The organism is Methylobacterium tardum (genome assembly GCF_023546765.1).
GTDB lineage: Bacteria > Pseudomonadota > Alphaproteobacteria > Rhizobiales > Beijerinckiaceae > Methylobacterium > Methylobacterium tardum.
In genome coordinates, this window is sequence record NZ_CP097484.1 from 5,700,001 (window position 1) to 5,720,284 (window position 20,284).

The 20,284-nt window shown below is 65.1% G+C and carries 20 protein-coding genes and 3 pseudogenes (1 of these 23 cut by a window edge); 13 read left to right on the plus strand and 10 right to left on the minus strand.

What is annotated here, in order from left to right:
- From M6G65_RS27270 to M6G65_RS27280, 4 genes are all read left to right on the plus strand, one after another.
- A protein-coding gene (locus M6G65_RS27270; protein WP_238200089.1) for an IS5 family transposase crosses the window boundary here: on the plus strand, positions 1 to 523 show its 3' portion. Its footprint begins 233 nt before the window's first position; the window shows 523 of its 756 coding nt (coding positions 234-756); the start codon falls outside the window, past its left edge; its stop codon occupies positions 521 to 523.
- Between the two features lie 756 nt (positions 524 to 1,279).
- The gene (locus M6G65_RS34210) at positions 1,280 to 1,540 is read left to right on the plus strand and encodes a hypothetical protein (RefSeq protein ID WP_488600461.1); all 261 of its coding nucleotides are present in this window, start codon (positions 1,280 to 1,282) and stop codon (positions 1,538 to 1,540) included.
- 372 nt (positions 1,541 to 1,912) lie between these two features.
- On the plus strand, positions 1,913 to 2,203 hold the full coding sequence (locus M6G65_RS27275; protein WP_238200078.1) for a hypothetical protein: 291 nt from the start codon (positions 1,913 to 1,915) through the stop codon (positions 2,201 to 2,203).
- Between the two features lie 278 nt (positions 2,204 to 2,481).
- Positions 2,482 to 2,862, plus strand: coding sequence for a response regulator (locus M6G65_RS27280; protein ID WP_238200079.1), 381 nt, complete (start codon positions 2,482 to 2,484; stop codon positions 2,860 to 2,862).
- 754 nt (positions 2,863 to 3,616) lie between these two features.
- Here the strand turns inward: M6G65_RS27280 and M6G65_RS34115 are convergent.
- The 3 genes from M6G65_RS34115 to M6G65_RS27290 form a co-directional block, all read right to left on the minus strand.
- Complete coding sequence (locus M6G65_RS34115) at positions 3,617 to 3,733, minus strand: DUF6894 family protein (RefSeq protein ID WP_373323943.1); 117 nt, start codon at positions 3,731 to 3,733, stop codon at positions 3,617 to 3,619.
- A 110-nt stretch (positions 3,734 to 3,843) separates the two neighbouring features.
- Positions 3,844 to 4,029, minus strand: coding sequence for a hypothetical protein (locus M6G65_RS27285; RefSeq protein ID WP_250103117.1), 186 nt, complete (start codon positions 4,027 to 4,029; stop codon positions 3,844 to 3,846).
- Between the two features lie 56 nt (positions 4,030 to 4,085).
- Positions 4,086 to 4,829, minus strand: coding sequence for a Crp/Fnr family transcriptional regulator (locus M6G65_RS27290; RefSeq protein WP_238200081.1), 744 nt, complete (start codon positions 4,827 to 4,829; stop codon positions 4,086 to 4,088).
- Between the two features lie 220 nt (positions 4,830 to 5,049).
- Between M6G65_RS27290 and M6G65_RS27295 the strand changes: the two genes are divergently transcribed.
- Both M6G65_RS27295 and M6G65_RS27300 read left to right on the plus strand, forming a co-directional pair.
- Positions 5,050 to 7,581 carry a PAS domain S-box protein gene (locus M6G65_RS27295; RefSeq protein WP_250103118.1) on the plus strand — a complete coding sequence of 844 codons (2,532 nt, stop codon included), beginning with the start codon at positions 5,050 to 5,052 and terminating at the stop codon, positions 7,579 to 7,581.
- Between the two features lie 2 nt (positions 7,582 to 7,583).
- A complete protein-coding gene (locus M6G65_RS27300; RefSeq protein WP_238200083.1) occupies positions 7,584 to 7,949 on the plus strand; it encodes a response regulator in 366 nt (121 codons plus the stop codon).
- Positions 7,950 to 8,748: 799 nt separating this feature from the next.
- On the opposite strand, the gene M6G65_RS27305 is transcribed toward M6G65_RS27300, so the two are convergent.
- A complete protein-coding gene (locus M6G65_RS27305; RefSeq protein ID WP_122161930.1) occupies positions 8,749 to 9,219 on the minus strand; it encodes an Rrf2 family transcriptional regulator in 471 nt (156 codons plus the stop codon).
- 95 nt (positions 9,220 to 9,314) lie between these two features.
- Between M6G65_RS27305 and hmpA the strand changes: the two genes are divergently transcribed.
- The 6 genes and pseudogenes from hmpA to M6G65_RS27335 all read left to right on the plus strand — a co-directional run bounded on the left by hmpA (position 9,315) and on the right by M6G65_RS27335 (position 13,648).
- Positions 9,315 to 10,556, plus strand: coding sequence for an NO-inducible flavohemoprotein (hmpA, locus tag M6G65_RS27310; protein ID WP_238200084.1), 1,242 nt, complete (start codon positions 9,315 to 9,317; stop codon positions 10,554 to 10,556).
- A gap of 55 nt (positions 10,557 to 10,611) precedes the next feature.
- Positions 10,612 to 11,054 (plus strand): annotated as a pseudogene (locus tag M6G65_RS27315) (PAS domain-containing protein).
- 14 nt (positions 11,055 to 11,068) lie between these two features.
- Positions 11,069 to 11,830, plus strand: coding sequence for a 5-formyltetrahydrofolate cyclo-ligase (locus M6G65_RS27320; protein WP_163006167.1), 762 nt, complete (start codon positions 11,069 to 11,071; stop codon positions 11,828 to 11,830).
- Positions 11,831 to 11,851: 21 nt separating this feature from the next.
- A complete protein-coding gene (locus tag M6G65_RS27325; RefSeq protein ID WP_238200086.1) occupies positions 11,852 to 12,568 on the plus strand; it encodes a GntR family transcriptional regulator in 717 nt (238 codons plus the stop codon).
- A 254-nt stretch (positions 12,569 to 12,822) separates the two neighbouring features.
- Positions 12,823 to 13,386, plus strand: a complete 564-nt coding sequence (locus tag M6G65_RS27330; protein WP_250103119.1) for a thioesterase family protein — start codon at positions 12,823 to 12,825, stop codon at positions 13,384 to 13,386.
- Positions 13,343 to 13,648 carry a hypothetical protein gene (locus tag M6G65_RS27335; RefSeq protein WP_238200087.1) on the plus strand — a complete coding sequence of 102 codons (306 nt, stop codon included), beginning with the start codon at positions 13,343 to 13,345 and terminating at the stop codon, positions 13,646 to 13,648. Before M6G65_RS27330 ends, M6G65_RS27335 begins: the two co-directional genes overlap by 44 nt.
- Positions 13,649 to 13,777: 129 nt before the next feature.
- Here the strand turns inward: M6G65_RS27335 and M6G65_RS27340 are convergent.
- From M6G65_RS27340 to istA, 4 genes and pseudogenes are all read right to left on the minus strand, one after another.
- Positions 13,778 to 14,455: pseudogene (locus tag M6G65_RS27340) on the minus strand (dihydrodipicolinate synthase family protein); the annotation flags it as partial.
- A 119-nt stretch (positions 14,456 to 14,574) separates the two neighbouring features.
- The gene (istB, locus tag M6G65_RS27345; protein WP_238200339.1) at positions 14,575 to 15,306 is read right to left on the minus strand and encodes an IS21-like element helper ATPase IstB; all 732 of its coding nucleotides are present in this window, start codon (positions 15,304 to 15,306) and stop codon (positions 14,575 to 14,577) included.
- Entirely contained in the window at positions 15,306 to 15,860 is a 555-nt protein-coding gene (locus M6G65_RS27350) for a Mu transposase domain-containing protein (RefSeq protein ID WP_430929517.1), read from the minus strand. The genes istB and M6G65_RS27350 overlap by 1 nt, the downstream gene beginning before the upstream one ends.
- Entirely contained in the window at positions 15,754 to 16,797 is a 1,044-nt protein-coding gene (gene istA / locus M6G65_RS27355; protein WP_250103121.1) for an IS21 family transposase, read from the minus strand. Before istA ends, M6G65_RS27350 begins: the two co-directional genes overlap by 107 nt.
- 123 nt (positions 16,798 to 16,920) lie before the next feature.
- Between istA and M6G65_RS27360 the strand changes: the two are divergent.
- Positions 16,921 to 17,244: pseudogene (locus tag M6G65_RS27360) on the plus strand (integrase core domain-containing protein); the annotation flags it as partial.
- Between the two features lie 311 nt (positions 17,245 to 17,555).
- Here M6G65_RS27360 and M6G65_RS27365 read toward each other — a convergent pair.
- On the minus strand, positions 17,556 to 18,182 hold the full coding sequence (locus tag M6G65_RS27365) for a glutathione S-transferase family protein (protein WP_238199539.1): 627 nt from the start codon (positions 18,180 to 18,182) through the stop codon (positions 17,556 to 17,558).
- A gap of 102 nt (positions 18,183 to 18,284) precedes the next feature.
- Positions 18,285 to 19,856 carry an ABC transporter substrate-binding protein gene (locus M6G65_RS27370; RefSeq protein ID WP_238199540.1) on the minus strand — a complete coding sequence of 524 codons (1,572 nt, stop codon included), beginning with the start codon at positions 19,854 to 19,856 and terminating at the stop codon, positions 18,285 to 18,287.
- Positions 19,857 to 20,284 lie beyond the last annotated feature (428 nt).

Here is a 20,284-nt window from a genome sequence, read left to right on the forward strand (position 1 = left end):
GGGTCGTGCGCCGGAGCCGGCGGCGGCTGTGCTCGACAGCCGGACTTTGCGCTCCTCGCCCGAGAGCGGCGCGCGGGCCGGCTACCATGGGGCCAAGCGCAAGAAGGGCTCGAAGCTGCACATGGCGGTGGACACCCTCGGCCATCTCCTGGCGCTGCACGTCACGCCCGCCGATGCCGATGATCGGGCCCAGATGGGCCGGCTCGCCAAGGCCGTGCAGGTGGCGACCGGTGAGAGCGTCGAGGTCGCCTTTGTCGATCAGGGCTACACCGGTGAGAAGCCGGCCACGGCAGCCCGCGAGCATGGCATCGCACTGGAGGTGGTGAAGCTGCCCGAGGCCAAGCGCGGCTTCGTGCTGCTCCCACGCCGTTGGGTCGTGGAGCGCTCCTTTGCCTGGGCCACCCGCTTCCGCAGGCTCGTCAAAGATTACGAGCGCTATGCCAGCGCCCTGGCAGACCTGCACCTCGTCGCCTTCGTCTGCCTCATGCTCAGACAAGCAGCTCAACTCGCCACAGGTTCATAACAGCCTCTAGGAAGCCTCTTCCATGAGACGGGGAAGGAGTCAGCCTATAAGGGCATAGTAGAAATGCCAGAGCGGCGAGGTTCGGATCTCGACAGTGCGCAGGCATTTCAGATCCGGCGCTGAGGATCCGTTTTCGCCGTGGCACATGCCGATCACCAATGCGTACCGCTGGTACTCGACCTCAGTCAGGCGGTACGCAAGGAATACGCTCGTCGCTGCCAGGACGACGATAGCCGCGTTCCTCACTTCAGATAGCCCCTCGCCTTCAGGTGTTCGGTGAGGAGCTTCACGGGCAGCCTCCTGGCAGGCAGCTGTAGGGACCGGCTAAGCCACCATCAGAGTGCCCACAATCGCTGGTCGGATCAACGCCAGCGGAGTGGCGGCTACGGCGCGGCCGTGAGTGTGCGAGCCGGGCCAGCCGTGATGGTATTGCCGCCCGGCAAACCTATGAAATAGACCACGTCGATACGCTGCAGTACCTCACCGTCATGGCCACCGAACGCCTGACGCTCGCAATCTACGCAAGGCTGGCACGATCACCAGCTCCGAGATCGTCGCAGCGGTCGATGCATACGTCCACGATCCTGCTGCAGGACCGTATCGCTTTGCTAGCGGTCACCGCCTCGACATAGCGGCAGCTGTCGCCATGTCGAAGGAGTTCGCCAGGATGGTGGCGCGGCCAGGGCCGAAGGAGAAGGTGTTCCGAACCGCGGTAACTACTGCCGCCATGTCCGCTCGTCTGAGCCCACCCTATTGATGGCAGTCTTGGATGCGGGAACGTGCGAAGTGAGAATCGAGGGCAAGTGGCGTCTTGTCAGCCTCGGCGAGGCCGTGAGGCGCTATGGGGATGCCGTGAAGCGCTGCCCGGCGTGCCATGGACGCGTGCCGATCAACGGCGCCTACTGCGGGCCCGGCTTTGGCAAGAGGATGACGCACCGGAGGGCACATAGTGGTCGCCCCCTCAAATCGTCGCTCGCCGTCTTGTCAGCCCCGCCGCCCGATCTGCTCACGGGCTGACGGGGCTTGGTGCCGTTCTCACGGCGAGGGCCAGATGCGCGACGCGGCCAGAGACACAGAACGATGGAGGGCGGTGAGCCAAGCTACAACGGCGTTGGCTCACGGTCGGCTCGCGATGGGCCACCATGGGGCGACCTCTGGGTCAGCTGCGATGCTCCACAACTGATAGAATGCAGCGAAGCTAAGCGCACAAATCCATAGACATCTACCGCGGAATTTCCCGATAGAAACTCTTTTGCTGACTGTAAGCAGCGTGTGAAGCCGCACATCCAGTATGCCGCCATACACGATCTGGCGGATCTCTCGTCCAGGGCACGGGTTGGCGAACGCACCAGCGGCTTTCTGGCGCATTCATCTCGATAGGAACTCAACGTGAATAGACTTGTACTCGCCGTAGCCGCCTTTGCGGCCGTGGCGTCTCCTGCCTTTGCGCAAGTCGTCGAAACCCCGACCAGCACCCAGGTGATCGTGCCGCCCAATGCACCGGGCGTGATCACGCGTAAGCCCGGTTCGACCGGAGATGAGGGCGCATTCACCTATTCGCCGTCCGGTCGGGCAGCCGACGGCATCGAGACGGACTCGGCCGCAGCCGGCAATGAGGATCAGCCCTCGCGCGTCGGCTCTACGGGCAGCGGCGGAGCCGGTGGCAATGGTGGCGGCTAGAGAAAACGCGTTGACCGCTGACACCGAACACCACCGATAAAGGAGAAGACTCAGCCGAAAGGCCGGGCTTTCCCCTTTTCAGATGATGCGAGAGCCGGCGAGCCGAGACGATGTGGCTCCCCGGCGAGCACGCTCAAGCCCCGCGTGATGGCCAAAGAGATCCCCAGCGTCGGCAACCTGCGCCGCAAGCCCGAGATGACGAACGAGGAGATTGAGGCGGCGATGCGTAGCTGACTTATGGTTGAAACCCGGCGCAGGCTCGCGCTGTTGGACGCCCTATGTCGGCCGATTGCACCACCTCCATACCCGTCGTGCTGGTTGTCGAGGACGGGGGCTTGGTCCGCATGATGGCCGTCGACATGCTGGAGGATGCCGGCTTTGAGGTAGTCGAGGCCGCGACCGCCGATGCCGCGCTGACCATCCTTGAGACCGATCCAGCCATCGCTGTCTTGTTCACCGACATCGACATGCCAGGCTCGATGTCGGGTTTGGATCTGGCCGACCGCGTCGCCGAGCGCTGGCCGCACATCCGCCTGGTGGTTACCTCCGGGCGTTTCAGGTTGACCAACCAGGAGGTGCCGGACTCGGGCTGGTTCGTGCCGAAGCGGTACCATGCAGACCAGGTGCTACACGCTGTCGAAAAAGCGGGCCGTGCCTGATGGAGTCACGGACTGCAGGTCTCCATTAAAGGATCCATGAACTGTCTGATCAGTTAAACCGTTGCGGGAGCAGCGACGTTGGACGACAAGCCGCCGTTATCATGGCTATTGGGTTCTTCTGACCATGAGCCGACGACCTCCGATCCGTGCTCGCATCCTGACTGCTCTTACCGACGAGCCGATCAGCGCCCAGCAGATTGCGGAGCGGGCCGGCATCACGGCGCGACGGCGCGGAGAAGTTGTCAAACTGGCGTGCGACGTCTTGGAGGATGAAGGTCTGATCGAGCGAGTGGGTGGCCGACGCCATCCGAGGTGGCGCCGGCCGAACCGTTCGACAGCCGACATGTGCACGAACACGACTTCTCCGCCGTCGTCGGGCTGGACGGCGCCGAGCCTCGGCGACCGCTTGGTGCACGAGCTTGTCCAGGGTCTGGTGCAATCAGCCATCGCCCGAGGGGTCGATCCAGCCACACGCCTTCGAGAATTTCGTACGCTGCAGCACGCCGCTGGCGCGATGTCACAGGACCCCACCATAGCTGAGACCGCCGAGCGGCTTGTCAGGGCAATCGATTTAGCCTTGCAGGAGCTGGCCTCGGTCAAGTCATAGACGTCAGGCGGCTGCCTTGTCCGCGGCAGTCCGGCCCGCACGCACTCGCTCAATGCTTGGCGCCATAGAAGCTCGGAACCGCACGGTACCCGCCTCGTCGCGGTGACCTGCCGCCAGTCGCGTGCCGGGTAGCGGGATTGCGCCATCTCAAGGCAGCGAGCGCATCGCCTCATCCTCGGCGCCGGCTAGATCCCGAAATTCTGCACCATCCTCGTCGATGACCGCAGATCTTCCGTCGTCCGTATCGATGTAGAAGCGGGGCATCTGCGTCTCCGGAAGCCGTGCGAGCGTCCCCCGCGACAACTGGCCCCTGCCACAGTTAACCGCCTCTTGACGATGAGGCAGAGCGCAAGGCCCGATCATCCACCCCGGGTTCAGGCTGCATGCCCCAGCCGCCGCTCGATCCAGCTCTGCGCCACATCGAGGTTGGCGAACGTAGGTGGGTCCGGATCATCGACGGGTCCGAACCCCGCTTCCAGGAACCACATGCCAGCAGTCTCGTCGTGATCGTCCGAGAGCTGCACCAGCACCGCAACCAGGAAGCCGTCATCGAACACCAACTGGCTATTCCGGTCGGCGCTTCCCGTCGCAACTTGGACCGGCTGTAGGCGAAGGCTCATGCTGCGGCTTGTTCCCCCAAGTGTAGGTACCCTGGCTTGAACTCCGCTAGCTGCTTGAGGCGCGGTAGGTCCAGGATTGTTAGGTGCCCGTGCCCCAGTTCAATCAGCCCTTTTTCGCTCAGTTCCCAGAGGGCACGGTTCACGTGCACGCTGGTCTGGCCTGTGGTGTCGGCGAGGTCCTGCCGGGTAAGTGGCAGCTCGAAGCGGCTCTCATCAGCTAGGCCGACCGCCTGCAGGCGCAGGTGCACTTCGCAGAACAGGTGCGCCAGCCGTTCCACCGCCGAGCGACGGCCGACGTTGAGCAGCCACTCGCGCAGGGTCGCCTCGTCCACCAGCGCGGACTTCCGCAGCGCCGAGGCGATAGCCGGACGCTCCAACAGCTCTCGAGCGGTCCCTGGCGCGATCTGCACCACCTTGCAGTCGGACAGGGTGCGGATCGAGTGATCCATGGCTTTCAGCAGCGACACATCGGGATCACCCGCGTCGCCCGGCACGAGGTACGCCATGATCTGGCGCGTACCGTTGTCCCGCAGCTTGTAGCGGCAGGCGAACCCCTCCAGGATCAGGAACAAGCCGGCAGGCGGATCACCTTCCCGGATCAGGTCCGTTCCGGCCGACACCTCCTGCGCGTTCTGACTGGCCTGCAGCAGGAGTGTGCTGTCTGTCTCCGGAAGCGGCACGAAGCCCTCCAGCTTGCGCAGGAAGGGATTGCCCGTCGCATCTGACCAGCGCTCCGTCATAGTTTCTCTTGCGCCTATCCCCCGAGCCGGTCGGCTCATCGCGTCGGTTAAGTTTTGGCAAGGGCCTCAACTAACCACAACAAGATCGCGCGCAAGCCGCGCGGGTTCCTTTGTATGAAAGCCAACATTCGATGGCATGTCGCCGTAGGAATGCTCGTCAGCGCGCCGCATCGCAGCCGGCCGGCTCCTCCGCACTGCCAGCTTGAGATCCTGATCTCCTGTGAGCGCAGTCGAAAAGCTGTGCGACCGCGACCTGGCGGGTTCAGGTCTTGTCGGGCTCGCGTGTGGGAGCCGCGGTGCCGACGGAACCGTCGCCGAGTGGCGTGCCGTTCTCGAGCGGCAGTCCGGCCGGAACGATCGGGGCCGCCGGCTCTGGAAGCGTGTGCACGCTGTCGAGTCGTGCGCGAACTTCCCGGATCAGTTGATCGGCTTCCGTGCTTCGTCATGCCTTGCCGGAGCGCAACGGCCCGCCCACTCTCACCGCATGCCTGAGATTGCCACATCCGCATTCCCGCACTTCCTCGAAGGCGGCGGGCAGATGGGCGCGATGATGCGCGCGCACGACTGGTCGAGCTCATCCCTCGGCCCGCCCACGGAATGGCCGGCGTCCTTGTGCTCGACCGTGAGCCTGTTGCTCGGCTCGCGGTTCCCGATGTTCACCGCATTCGGGGCTGAGCTCGGCTTCCTCTACAACGACGCTTACGCCGAGATCCTCGGCGGCAAGCACCCCGCCGCGCTCGGTGCGCGGTTCCAAGACGTCTGGCGGGAGATCTGGTCCGACATCGTGCCGCTGGTCGAAAAGGCACTGTCTGGCGAGCCGACATGGGTCGAGGACATGCCGCTGAGCATGAACCGGCATGGTCATGACGAGCTGACGTGGTTCACCTTCTCCTACTCGCCGGTGCGCAATGAGGATGGCACCGTTGCCGGCATGTTCTGCGCCTGCACCGAGACGACCGGGCGGCTGCGTGCCGAGGAGCGGCTGCGCGAGAGCGAGCAGCAACTCCGGCTGGCTACAGAGGCAGGCGAGATCGGCCTGTGGGATGTGGACGAGGTCAACGACACCCTGTTCTGGCAGCCCTGCGTCAAGGCGATGTTCGGGATCTCGCCCGACGTGCCGGTCTCGATGGCTGACTACTACGCCGGTCTGCATCCGGACGATCGCGAGGCGACGAGTGCGGCTTACGCCGCCACCAAGGATCCTGCCAGCCCTGCCCTATACGACGTGGAGTACCGCACGATCGGCAGGGAAGACGGGCGCGTCCGCTGGGTCGCCGCGACGGGGCGGGGCCTATTTGCGGATGGGCGATGCGTGCGCGTGATCGGCACCGCCCGGGACATCACCGCGCGCAAACAGGCCGAAGCTGCGAGTTTCGAGCGAGATGCGCGGCTACAAGCCGTCTTCTCTCAAGCCGGTGCGGGGTTCGCGATGACCGACCTCGCCGGTGGCATCACCGAGGCGAACGACGCCTACTGCAAGATCGTCGGTCGAGCCCGTGGCGAACTGCTCGGCCTGACCATGCAGGACATCACGCATCCGGACGATCTGACACGTAACATCCCCTTGCTCCAGGCAGTGCGGCTCGAGGGGACCGGCTTCGATATCGAGAAGCGGTATCTGCGTCCCGACGGCGAGGTGGTCTGGGTGCGCAACAGCGTAACGCCCGTGCGCGCCGACGACGGCACGATCTCCGCCGTCCTGATCGTCAGCGTCGACATTACCGACCGGGTCCATGCGGACTCCGCCCTGCGCGAGAGCGAGGCCCGCCAGCGCGCGCTGATCGAGGGCGTTCCGCAACTCGTCTGGCGCGCCGTCGGCGTCGGGCACTGGACCTGGGCGAGCCCGCAGTGGACGGCATTCACAGGTCAGCCGGAGCCGGAGAGCCGTGGATTCGGGTGGCTGGAGCCGATGCACCCGGACGACCGTCCGCGTGCCTTGAGTGCCTGGTCTCAGGCTCCCCGAACCGGTTCCTTGGACGTCGAGTATCGCCTGCGCAACGCCGCCGAGGATCGCTACCGCTGGTTCCAGACCCGTGCCGTGCCTGTGCGGGATGCGAACGGCGCGATCTTGGAGTGGTTTGGCACCTCGACGGACATCGGCGACCTGCGCCGCCTGCAGGAGCAGCAGCAGGTGATGGTCGCCGAGCTCCAGCACCGGACCCGCAACCTGATCGCCGTCGTCACCAGTATCGCGAAGGAGACCTTGGCGCAGACCGGTCCCGGACAAGCCTTCGTCGCACAATTCCAGGATCGTCTCGCGGCGCTGTCGCGGGTTCAGGGCCTTCTCTCCCGCTCGAACGAGACGCCGATCACGATCGAAGCGCTGGTGCGCATGGAACTCGACGCCCTCGGCGTGGGTGACCTGCACGCCACTTTGCGCGGCCCTCCCGTGTCTCTTCGCCCCTCGATGGTGCAGACGCTGGCTCTGGCTATCCACGAGCTGGCGACGAACGCTCGCAAGCATGGCGCGCTCGCCACGCCGGGAGGATGTCTTACGGTGAACTGGTCGAAGCGCATCGAAGACGGGTCTGCGCGCCAGAGATGCTGGTTAGTGATGGACTGGCGCGAGACCAGTGCTCAGCCGGCGCTTCAGGAGGCCGAACGCCCGGAGCACCGTGGCTACGGCCGGGAACTGATCGAAGATGCACTGCCGTTCGCGCTCGGCGCGCGCACCCGGTTCGAACTGGATGCCGACGGCGTGCGTTGCCGGATCGAGTTGCCGCTCGACAAGCGCGGCAGCACGGAGACCTGATTGTGTCATCGTCCGCCGCTTCTCTCGCCGGTCGTGCAATCCTGCTCGTCGAGGACGACTACTTCATCGTGAAGGATCTGCGCCGCCAGTTCGAGCGTGACGGTGCGACCGTCATTGGCCCGGCCTCGAACGTTCCGGACGCGCTCGACCTGGTCCGACTGTCGCCCCGGATCGATGCCGCGGTGCTCGACATCAACCTTCAGGGCGAGATGGTGTTTCCGGTCGCCGACGCGCTCGCCGAACGTGGCGTGCCGTTCGTGTTTGCAACCGGTTACGATGCGGCCGTGATCCCGCCGCAGCATGGCGCGATCCGGCATTGCAGCAAGCCCGTCAATCCGAGCAGCCTCGCGGAGGTACTGTTTGGCTGAGGCGCTCGCACCCTCGCCTCATCCCGGTCGCGGGTGCCGAGGCTAACCCGAAACTCGCGACCGGCTCGGCTTCCCTTCAGCGAGACGGGGGCCTCCTCGCCGAAGATCCCGGGCCCTGCAGTACCAAGCACCGCCGGCATGTTCGCGCGCAGCGCTTCCGGAATGGTGCGGCGGCAATAGAAGATGCCCGGACGCTGGACCAAGCCCACCATCTGCCTCATGGCTTCGTAGTACTCCTTCGTAGCAGGAGCGCGCTCAGAAGCCTACGGAGTCAAAAAGATACCCTTATCGCAGTGGCTTGAGGGTAGACTGACGGATGGGGGGATTCTCTGACGCACGCCTGAGCCCACTGCAAATAAAGGCTTTTGCTCGCTCCGCGTCGGGACTTCGTAGCGACGTTTCGGGGCACCCGTCAAACGCGGGGAAAGGGTTCGACGACGCGCGATCACCCGCTCTCAGGGCAAACAGGTACCATCGTACGATCCGGTAACCGGTAGTGCTGCCGGATTGCGAGGCCCTTAGCTCATGACAGCGCCAGAACTGAGCCAAACTCGGCGCCGATAAGCGGACGTGCCGCTTTGCGCCCATCCCGGCCATTCAAGGCGTTCTTCTTCGACGCCGAAAGCGGACACCAGCTCCATCCCGCCGGTGCCGCCCAGCTCACAAAGCAGTATCGCTGTCCGTGGGAGCTGCAATCGAAGCTCGATCGAGCCATAGGCGCGATCGCGACCGGAACGGGCGCGGCGTCACCTCCGAAGGTTGCGATGTGGTTTCGGCATCGCAGATCGGGCGAGGCTGGCTAGGCCGTCGCAACAGGTGCGAATTCGTCGCCGTCCTGATGGAGCCCTAACAGCTTGGCGATGTCGCGGCCTTCAGGGTCTTCGATCAGGTCCGCGAGCGTGTAGCGGTCGAGCACCGCGAGGAACGCCGACAGAGCCTCTCCCAGAATGCGTCGCAAACGGCATGGTGCCGTGATCGCGCAAGCGCCACCCGAGAAGCACTCGACCAAGGCGAGATCGTCCTCCGTCTGGCGCACGACCGCGCCGACCACGATCTCGCCCGGCGCCCTGGCGAGCCGCAGCCCGCCGCCCCGGCCCCGGATGGTGCGGATCAAGCCCAGACGTCCAAGCTGATGCACCACCTTGGTCAGGTGGCTCTCCGAGATGCCGTAGGCGCGCGCGATCTCGGCGATCGAACTCTGCCGCGGCTCGTGCAGGCCGACGTAGATCAGTGTGCGCAGGGCGTAGTCCGTATAGCGGGTCAGGCGCATGGCGGCTCCGTACTGCCCTTAAGGTACATTCCAGTTGCATCTTTTCAACCGATAGCCCATAAGGTTCATCGTCAGTGCACCTTTGGGAGTTGTTGATGCCCAACCCGCTCAGCCCTGCCACCATAGCCATCATCAAGGCCACCGTGCCGGCCCTCGAGGCGCACGGCCTGACGATCACGAAGCGCATGTACGAGCGCCTCTTCCAGGACGCAGCGATCCGCGACCTCTTCAACCAGTCCCACCACGGCGAGACCGGCTCGCAACCGAAGGCCCTGGCCAAGGCGGTGCTGGCCTATGCCCGCAACATCGACAATCTCGGCGTCCTCGCCGGAGCGGTCGAGCGCATCGCGCAGAAGCATGTCGCGCTGAACATCCTGCCGGAGCACTATCCCTACGTGGCCGACGCGCTGCTCGGCGCCATCGGCGACGTGCTCGGCGAGGCCGCCACGCCGGAGATCTGCGCGGCCTGGGGTGAGGCGTACTGGTTCCTGGCGGAGCTGCTGATCGGCCGCGAGGCCACGATCTACCGCGATTTGTCGGCCAAGCCGGGGGGCTGGAACGGCTGGCGCGATTTCGTGGTCGAGAGCGTCGCGCAGGAGAGCGAGATGATCAGCTCCTTCGTCCTAGCCCCGGTTGACGGGGGCCCGGTGCTGCGGCACCGGCCCGGGCAGTACCTAGGCTTCCTGTTCAACCTGCCGGGCCACGGGGTGTTGAAGCGGAACTACTCGATCTCCTGCGCGCCGAACGACCGGGCGTACCGCATCACCGTCAAGCGTGAGGGCCGGGCAGACGAACCCGCCGGGATCGTCTCGAACTGGCTGCACGATCATGCCAGATACGGGACGGTTCTTCGCGCGGCACCGCCAGCCGGTGACTTCTTCCTCGACCAGGCGTCGAACGCCCCCGTCGTGCTCGTCAGCGGAGGCGTCGGGCTGACGCCGATGATGAGCATGCTGGAGACGATCACAGCGGCGACACCTGAGCGGCCAACCTGGTACGTTCACGGGGCACTCAACGGTCGTGTGCACGCGATGCGTGATCACGCGAAGGCGCTGACCGCCGGCAACGAGAACGTCCGTTTGCACACCTTCTACGCGGAGCCGGAAGCGCAGGATCGGCAGGGCGAGCACTACGATGCGGCCGGCTTGATCAGCGCAGACTGGCTCGTGGCACAGACGCCCCGCGAGGAGGCGACCTACTATCTCTGCGGTCCCAAGCCGTTCCTCAGCGCGCTTGTGAATGGGCTTCAGCGTCAGGGCATTCCGGCCGAGCGCATCCGGTTCGAGTTCTTCGGTCCGGCGGATGAGCTGATCGAAGAGCCGCGGCAAGCCGCCTGAGCACGATGGCGCCGCTCCTTCAGGTGAGCGGCGCCACAACCGGAGGAGCGCCTGCGTGGACTACGCGCGTAAAGTGGCCGACGCGATCCTGTCTACCGCGGCAGATGCGGTGATTGCCTCGGACAGCGAGGGGATCATCCGCGTCTGGAACCCGGGAGCAGAGCGCGTCTTCGGCTACACGGCCGACGAGGCAGTCGGCCGATCGCTCGACATCATCACGCCCGAGCGGCTGCGCAAGCGCCACTGGGAGGGGTACCGCAAGTCTATGGCGACGGGGAGAGCCGCTATGGTGAGGGTGCTCTCCTATCTGTCCCGGGCATCCGCAAGGATGGGCGGCAGATCTCGCTCGAGTTCACCATCGTGCCGCTCAGAGATGAGCAGGTGGCGATGACCGGCATGGTCGCGATGATGCGGGATGTCACGATCCGCTTCACCGAACTGAAGGTTTTGAGACAGCGTTTGGCCAAGCTCACCGAGCGGCACGCGGGCACACCATAGCGAGGGAGCGCATCATGGCTGGGCGTTCAACCAAACCGCCTGAGATGCCGTCGGATTCTGCGGCTCCCGAACGCCCTGAGTTCGGCGAGTACAGCTCTCCACCCTGTTTCATGCATGAGCTCGATCCCGACTTCGTCAGCCCGAAGATCGAGAGGCGACCTTCCGAACCGTGCGCCTCTGAAGTCTCAGCATCCGACTGGCCGAGCGTGCGGCGGTGGCGAAAGGAGACCCGCACCGCCCTGATCGAGCGGCGGGTCAGCATCTCTGCCCAGGATCGCGCTGCTTGGAGCGCGCGCATCGGGCAAGCTCTCCGAGCCGCTCTACCCTCGGCATCAGGCACCTTGATCGGCCTCTACTGGCCCTTCAGGGGCGAGTTCGATGTCAGACCCCTCCTCACAGGGATGCGTGAAGAGGGAGCACGACTCGCGCTTCCGATCGTCGTGGAGAAGGGGCACCCCCTCCAGTTTCGAACTTGGTCGCCAGGTGACCGCATGACTCGCGGCGTCTGGAACATTCCCATTCCCGCCGAGGGCGAGGCCGTCGATCCCGACGTTCTGATCGCACCGCTCGTCGGCTTCGATCCGGCCAGATACCGCCTCGGCTATGGTGGGGGCTTCTATGACCGAACCATCGCGTCCAGACCGACGAAGCCGCTGGTCATTGGCGTCGGCTTTGCCCTTGCGCGGCTCGCGACAATCTACCCGCAGGCGCACGACGTTCCTATGGACATCATCGTGACAGAAGACGGTGTCTGGCCAGACACGGATCAACCCTGATCTCGCTTTGGAGTTGGGCTGGTGTCCACATTGGATAGCTTCTTAGCCGATGCGGTCCCGGCCTGTTCCGAATCGGGCCTGCGCGCTCTCGCCTATAAAGCTATACTGGGTGTGATCGCCGAATTGCGTATCTATGATCATCCCGGCGAGCTGCAGCTCGATGAGTGCAAACTTTCCGGGGATCTTAGGGTCAGCCGCACGCCCATCCGAGAGGCTCTGACGATCCTGGAACACCAGGGCTTCGTCCGTCGGCGGCCGCGACACGGTGTGTTCGTTGTCAAGAAAACCAGGCGTGAGATCATCGAGATGGTCTATGCCTGCGCTGCACTGGAGAGCATGGCGGTCCGGTTGGCATGCGCCAAAGCGACGGAGGCGCAGCTCGGCGCGCTTCGTGCGAGCTTCCGCGCCCTCTATGAGGCGGATCCGACAGGCGGATATCACCGCTACTTCGAGGCTCGTTGGCAGTTCTGCCGCCATGCCGCCACGCTCGCGCAATGCGCGGAGATCCTGTCTATGCTCAACCACCTCCTGCTGCATTTGCGGAGCGTTCACGAGACGATATTCCGCCAGAGCATCGACCTCGCATATCTGAGGGCCGCGTACAGGGCCATTATCGAAGCGCTGGAGCTGCGTGACGCCGAGCTTGCGAGCCGGCTCGTTCTCGAAAGAGGCTTCAGGTTTGCGCATGACATCGAGAGCTGCGGCGATTGTTTCGGATCTCCGAAAGCCGTGGCCTGACGCTTTTGCCGCAAGCTCCGTCACGGAACCCATGCTCACTGACGTTTTGCCGGTCTCGTGGAGGCGGATCAGGATCGTCTGCCCGTCACAAGGTCCAGATCGGAATGAGCCGCTTCATGTCTGTCCGACCTTGCGTCGGATCTGCTTTGAAGCGGGCGAGCTGCTTCCGGCCAGATCCGGCCGGCAGGTCTGCGCAACCCGCAAGGTGCTTAGCGGTTCGGACCGGTAGAGTGGTGCGGATCAGGAGAGAGCAGATGCAGGATATCCCATTGGGCGCAAAGGGCAGCTTCGCCATGCTGGTCCGTCCCCCGCATCTGGCGAACCAGTTCAAGGACACCATCCTGCCGCCCGTCTTTGCGACACCGATGATGATCCTGATGATGGAAAACGCAGCGCTGAACGCCATCCGGCAATTCCTCGACCCCGGCGAGAGCGCCGTCGGTACGAAGGTCGACGTGAGCCATATGGCGGCGACCCCAGTCGGGCACCGAGTGAGAGCGGAGGCCGAGGTGGTCGGTGTGATGGGGCGTCAGATCCACTTCCGCGTTGCAGCCTGGGATGAGGCAGAGCAGATCGGAGCTGGGACGCACGAGCGGATGGTGGTCGACTTGGAGCGGCTCGGAAAACGTCTCGTCCGACAAGCGGCCCGCATCAGCATCAAGTGTGTAGGCGCCCGTCTGCTTTTGCAGGTGCCCTTCCCCGAAGCGGGCTGGCGGCGTTCGGCCATACTGCGTCACCCCGGATCGCTATCGCGCGCAGAACCGGACGTTCGGCTTGGCGCCCGTTCCAGCCATTTGGCACGTCATCGGTGGCCCTAGAAGCAAACATGGCCGCGGACAACAAGCAGGGCCGCGAGCATCTGCTCGGGATGATGGGACCCTCCAGGCCGAGAAGACCGCGCTCGCCGCCTGCGCCAGGGTCGCCGAGGGCAAGGTCGCCCGCGTCCAGGCCAGTCTTGCCAACGTCGAGAACCAACTCGACCGCTTCCGCGTCATGGAGTTCTGGGACCGCGTCATGCGGGAGATTTTCGAGTTCATTTCCGCCGGCTGCGCCCTGTTACAGGCCGAGATCCTGCCGTAACTCAGGGTTGTGATCATCCGCGGCGCGGCACTCCACAAGGAGCCGCTGGACCGTTCGCGCATCGGCGGCATGCGGAACATCGCGCAGCATCGCAGTGAGATGCGATTGCCTTCCCGTCGTGCGAACGGCTCAGCGCCCCCAGCGCAGCACCAGCGCGTCGTTCCGGCGGGCGAGCTCGATCAGGCCGGCGCGTGTGTCGGGGTGCAGCGGCTGGATCGGCAGCCGCGCGGTCTCGTGGGCGATGACACCGCCCTCCTTCATCAGCGCCTTGCAGGCCAGAAGGCCGCATTGCCGGTTCTCGTAATTGATCAGCGGCAGCCAGCGCGCGTAGGCGTCCATGGCCGCCTCCCGCCGGCCGGCCGCGTAGGCGTCGGTGATCTGCCGGATCCCGTCCGGATAGCCGCCGCCGGTCATCGCCCCCGTGGCGCCGGCATCGAGGTCGGCCATCAGGGTGATCGCCTCCTCGCCGTCCCAGGGGCCGACCACCGCGTCGCCGCCCAGCGCGATCAGTTCGCGAAGCTTGGCCGCGGCGCCCGCGGTCTCGATCTTGAAATACGCGACGTTCTCGATCTCCCGGGCCATGCGCGCGAGGAACGCCGCCGAGAGCGGCGTGCCCGCCACCGGCGCGTCCTGGATCATGATCGGGATGGAGATCGCGTCCGACACCGCGCGGAAGAACTCGTAGACGCCGAGTTCCGGCACCCGGATCGTGGCGCCGTGATAGGGCGGCATGATCATCACCATCGCGGCTCCGGCGGCCTGCGCCCGGCGCGAGCGCTCGGCGCAGACCTGCGTGGCGAAGTGGGTCTGTCAAAAAGCGTTGGAACGGGACCCCGGATCGGCGTGCAATTGGGACCCCTTCGCAAGCTGGGTACGGCGCGGCTGAACTGATCCGACGTCCAGCTTTGGCGTCGTAGGCGCTGGCCTCAGGCGCGGTTCTTGAAGCGCCAGCTCTCATTGCCGGTCTCGACGATCTCACAGTGATGGGTGAGCCGGTCGAGCAGCGCCGTGGTCATTTTGGCGTCGCCAGCGAACACGCTCGGCCACTCGCCGAAGGCAAGATTGGTGGTCACCACGATCGAGGTGGTCTCGTAGAGCTTGCTGATCAGATGGAACAGCAACTGGCCGCCTGACTGCGCAAACGGCAGGTAGCCGAGTTCGTCCAGCACCACAAAGTCGAGCCGCATGAGATGGTCGGCGATGCGGCCCTGCCGGCCGGCACGCACCTCGGCTTCGAGCCGGTTGACGAGGTCGACCACGTTGTAGAACCGGCCGCGCTTCCCGTCCCGGATACACGCTCGCACGATGGCGATGGCCAGGTGCGTCTTGCCGGTGCCGGTGCCGCCGACCAGCACGACGTTGCGCTGATGGGCCAGGAACTCGCCGCCAGCGAGGTCGCGCACCAGCCCCTCGTTGATCGGCGTGTCGGCGAAGGCGAACTCGGCGATGTCCTTGGCCAGGGGCAGCTTGGCGATCGTCATCTGGTAGCGGATCGAGCGCGCCTGCTTCTCGCTGATCTCGGCCTGGAGCAGGTCGCCGACGACCTGTTGAGGCTCGTGGGTGCGCTTGAGCGCGACCTTGATGATCTCGTCGTAGGCCGCCTTCATCCCGAACAGCTTCAGCTCGCCCATGGTGGCGAGGATGTCCTGACGTTCCATCATGGGGCTCTCCTCAGGCTGTCGTAGCGGGCACAATCGGCGACCGGCTCATGGCGCAGCCGCAGGCTCTCGGGCGTCAGGATGGTGACGGGTGCAGTGGGCTCGCGCTGACGGGCGAGGATGTTGAGCACGACGTCGGCCGAGTGCACGCCCTCACGTAGCGCCTCGGCGCAGGCGGCCTCGACCGCGCTCAGCCCGTCGCGCAGCACGGCAGTGAGGATCTCGACCATCTGCCGGTCGCCATCGGCAGAGCCGGCGAGCTTGCGTCGGATCCGGTCGAGGGCGGCAGGCAGAACCCAGTCCTTGAATGGCGCGCCGTTCCTGAGCGCACCGGGCTTGCGGGCGAGCACGGGGACGTAGTGCCAGGGATCGAACACCGTCTGGTTGCGACCGAAGCCGCGGGCATGCTCGCCGACGATGCGCCCGTCCTGACGGATCTCCACGCGCTCAGCATAGGCGCGCACCTCGACCGGCCGCCCGAGGGCAGAGGCTGTGACCGAGTACCGGTTGTTGTCGAAGCGAACCAAGCAGGTCGAGGACACGGCCGCTGGCACGGCATGGAAGCCGTCGAAGCGGCCGGCGTAGGGGACTAGGGCTGCCCGCTCGGCCTCGAAGGCCTGCCACACGGTCCGGTCGGGCTGCTCGGGATGCGTGTGGGCCTTGGCGTAGGCGATCACCCCGTCGAGCAGCAGGGCGTTCAACTCGTCGTAGCTCCTCACCCGGATGCGTGGCGTGAACAGACGCTCGCGCACCAGTCCGACCTCGGTTCTCGACCTGCCCCTTCTCCCAGCCCGAGGCCGGTGTGCAGGCCACCGGCTCGGCGAGGTAGTGCGAGCACATCTGCAGGAAGCGGCGATTGTAGGCGCGCTCACGTCCGACGAAGATCGCGTCCACGGCGGTCTTCATGTTGTCGTAGATCCCGCGCTGGCAGGCGCCGCGGAAGAAGGCGAACGCCCGGTCGTGGGCGTCGAACACCATCTCCTGGCTCTCGCGCGGGTAAGCCCGCACGAACGGCATGCGCGCGTGGCAGAGCCGGACGTGGGCGACCTTGATCTCTGTGGTCGTGCCGCCGATCAGCACCGTCTCGTGGCTCCAGTCGAACTGGTAGGCCTCGCCCGGCGCGAAGGAGAGTGGCACGAACGCCTGGGCTGTGACCGCGGTGCGCTCGCGCTTCCAGCCCTTGGCGTAGCGGCGCACCGTGTCGTAGCCGCCCTCGTAGCCGAGATCGCGCAAGGCCTCGTAGACACGCGTCAGCGTCAGTCGCTCGCGCCGCGCCTTGCTGGCGTTCGCCAGGAGCATTCGGTCAAGCTCGTCCCGCCACGATCCGAGCTTCGGAGCAGGTTGGATGGCGCGGGTGTACCGGAACGCCGTCGCCTCGGAGCGGATGACCTTGCGCACGACCTTGCGCGAGACCCTCAGCTCCCGGCAGATCTGCTTGATCGGCTTCTGCTGCACGAAGTACGCGCGGCGGATCTTTGCGACCGTCTCCACGACCAACATCCCGCGCAAGCCTCCCGTTCGAGCCGGAAGGCAGTGTGGATGACTTGTCCTGGGGGTCCCGTTTGGACGCCGATCACCCCGAAAACGGGGTCCTTATTCCACGCCTAATCACACGCCGACTGGCTTGGCAGCCGGGGCATGACCCATATCCGCGGTGCGCCCCGCCATCCTTAAACGCAGGGCAAGATCGAGCGCTGGCACCAGACGCTCAAGAACCGCATCCTGCTCGAACACGCCTACCTGCCCGGCGAACTGGAGGCGCGGGTTGCCGCCTTCGTCGAGCATTACAACCACGCTCGGGCTCACGAGAGCCTGGGCAACCTCACTCCCGCCGACGTCTACTTCGGCCGCGGCGAGGCCATCCTGCAGGAGCGGGCGCGGATCAAGCGCCAGACCCTCATCGATCGCCGCTTGCGCCACCACGCGCAGGCTGCCTAACTTCTCACCCAGATGGACCAGAGCCTCCGTTCCTGAGCGCCTCAAGTCGTCTCAAATCATCTGACGACGGACAGTTCCGTACCTCGACTCGACGGCCGGTATGGACGCTCGGCTTCCCGCCCATCCCGGTCATTCGAGCTGATTCAGACGCCCCTCAGGCACGGACGTGGATTTTGGCAGCCCACTCAGTTCGGCAGGTCCGGCTGATCGCGAAAATCCAGCTCGCGGCGCCACTCTTTGAACACCTGGCTTCGCCGTTGCCATAGAGCGCCTGCGCGGGGACTTAAGGCAAACGCTCGTCACCCTTCGTCTCAGGGTACGTCGGCGGCAATCCACGCCTGCACGGCTGGGCGGGATTGCAGGCGCTGCCGGTACGCGATGAGCGCTGGCGTCGATGGTCGCGCAATGGGCGTCAGGAGCCATCGTTGAAGCGAAAGGCCGACCACCACGTCGGCCAAGGTGAAGGTGTCGCCGATGACAAAGCCATCGGTCTCGGCCAAGTGCCGCTCCAAAATGAGCATCAAGTCATTCCACCGTTCCACGCTCCGTGCAATCGCGACCTGATCATGCCTGAAAGCAGGATTCTTTCGGACCAATCCCAGGAAAGCCGCCTGCCAAGCACAATTCAGATCGGCGGCCTGCCAGTCCATCCACTTTTCCACGGCTGCACGCGCGAACGGACTGTCGGGTAGAAGATCATGCCGGTCTGATTTCGCAATCAGATATCTGCAGATCGTATTGCTCTCCCAGAGGACACCCTCCGCGCACACGAGAACGGGAACGAGCCCGTTCGGGTTGAGGGCTCTAAACTCTGGACCTTGCGTGTCTTTGGTCAGAGCCCAGTCGTTTTCGTGCTCGAAGCTCAACCCGGCCTCGGCCGCGGCCCAAAGAACCTTGCGGACGTTGATCGAGGTCGAGCGGCCGAGGATGCGCATCATGAACTTGCCTTGGCATAAGACGTCTGGTCCGGCCATCCGGTGCGGCCCGTCAGAGCCCAACGGCCACCTCCCCGGCCTTCTCATCGGTGACCGGAGTTTCGCTCAGGTCTTTCTGATGTTCCAGAGGATGGGAAATCCGAGGACCCGGCCTGTCAGATTGCGCCTGTAAGAGGTCATGGACCGATAGGAGCCGACAGGTACGTAGACCACTTGGTCGAGCGCGACTCGCTGCATCTCCGCGCAGAGCGCCTTGCGCGCATGTGTATCCGGAGCAGCGAACCAGGCCGTGCGTAGTTCCTCCAGCTTCGGAATCGACGGCCAACCGAACCAGGCACCGGCGCCGTTGGCCCTGAGCGGTTGAAGCGCGGCCGGATCAGCATTGTCGAACGACGAGAACGTGGTCAGCAGCACGGACCAGCCGCCCTTATCGACGGGCTCGCGTGAGACGCGACGCTGGATGACCGTACCCCAGTCGCTCAGGGCCAGATCCACGTTGAAGCCGATACGAGGCAGCAGATCGGCCGCGACCTGGGTGATCGCCGAGGGCGCCAGGATGTCCGTCGGACCGATCAGCCGGACCTTCGCGCCGTTATAGCCCGCGGCTCTCAGTGCCGCCCGCGCCGTCTCGAGGCTACGTGGCCGCGTGAGCACCTCCATGCCGGCATCCGTCGCCATCGGCGTTCCCGGTGTGAAGATCCCGCACCGGTCGTCATAGTTGGCGGGATCATCACCGGCCACAGCTGCCATGAAGTCGCTCTGGACGATGGCCGGCAGCACCGCCCGGCGCACCTCGACATCGTCGAACGGCGGCTGCAGGTGGTTCATGCGCAGGATGGCTGGATTGGTAAAGCGGTCGAGCCCTTCCACGACGATGTTGCGATTGCGGGCGAGAAGCTGCTGGAGTTCCGGCGGCGGCTGCTCGTACCAATCGATCTCGCCGTTCTGCAGCGCGGCCGCCGCAGTGGCGCCGTCGGCGATGATCTGCCACTCGACCCTGTCGAAATGGGCAATTTTGCCGCCGGCGGTCAGGCTTGGGGCACCGGGAGCGGGCACGTATCCCGCGTGCCGCTCGTAGACCATCAAGCTGCCCGAATTGAACTCGTCCGCCTTCCAGCGGAACGGCCCGGAGCCGGTGGCGTCGGTGATCTGCTTGAACGGATCAGTCTGCGCGATCCGCTCCGGCATGATGAAGGCGGGTTGGCTGACGCTCGCCAGCGCGTTCGGCAGCAGCGGGAAAGGCGCCTTCAAACGGAAGACGATGTTCGCGTCACCGTCGTGCACGATCTCGTCCGTCGCGGCCATCAACGTCTGGCCGAACCCGTTCCGCGCGGCCCAGCGCCTGATGCTGGCCACGCAATCCCGCGCGCGGACGGGGGTGCCGTCATGAAAGCGCAGCCCTTCTCGGAGGGCGATCGTCACCTTCCGCCCATCCTGCTCGATCCGGTAGCCGGCCGCCATCTGGGGCTGGGGCTGCAGGTCGGCATCGAGGCCGAACAGGGTATCATAAACGATATAGGCGTGATTGCGCGTCACGATCGCGGTTGTCCAGATCGGGTCGATGGACGTCACGTTCGCCTGGGGCACCATGCGCAGCACTCGGGCGTCCTGCGCTCGGCCGACGAGTGGCGCTGCCAGTGTCGAGGCACCTGCGGCGAGGAATGTGCGTCGCTTCATTGTGGCACCCCAGCGAGATGTGTGAGCATAGCAACGGCCAGACCATCGCGAGAGCACGCGCGCCATGTCTTTGCGGTCATTGTTGCAATGAGTCCCGATTGTCGCCGAACAACAGCCCGTGAAGCGCCCGGCGCATCCGTTGAGGGCAACCGTGAGGTTTGCTCCGTGCGTCCCGGATCAGTGCGGTATGCGGCAGCTATCGGCCACCATCAGTAGCTCGCGCCGCTGATCAGATTACCCTGAAGCCGACGTCGCAGGGGCCTGAGCTGGGTCGACTGCGGAAGTTGACCGCCTAGCGTATGCGAACGATCCGCAATGCGCCCATTCCGATCGTGCAAGTGACCGCAGTGCCATCCCAGGAACAGACATTCTGTGTCGATGCAACCCGGACCGTCAGCCCGAGGGCACTGGTCCTCGATGCGGTCAGA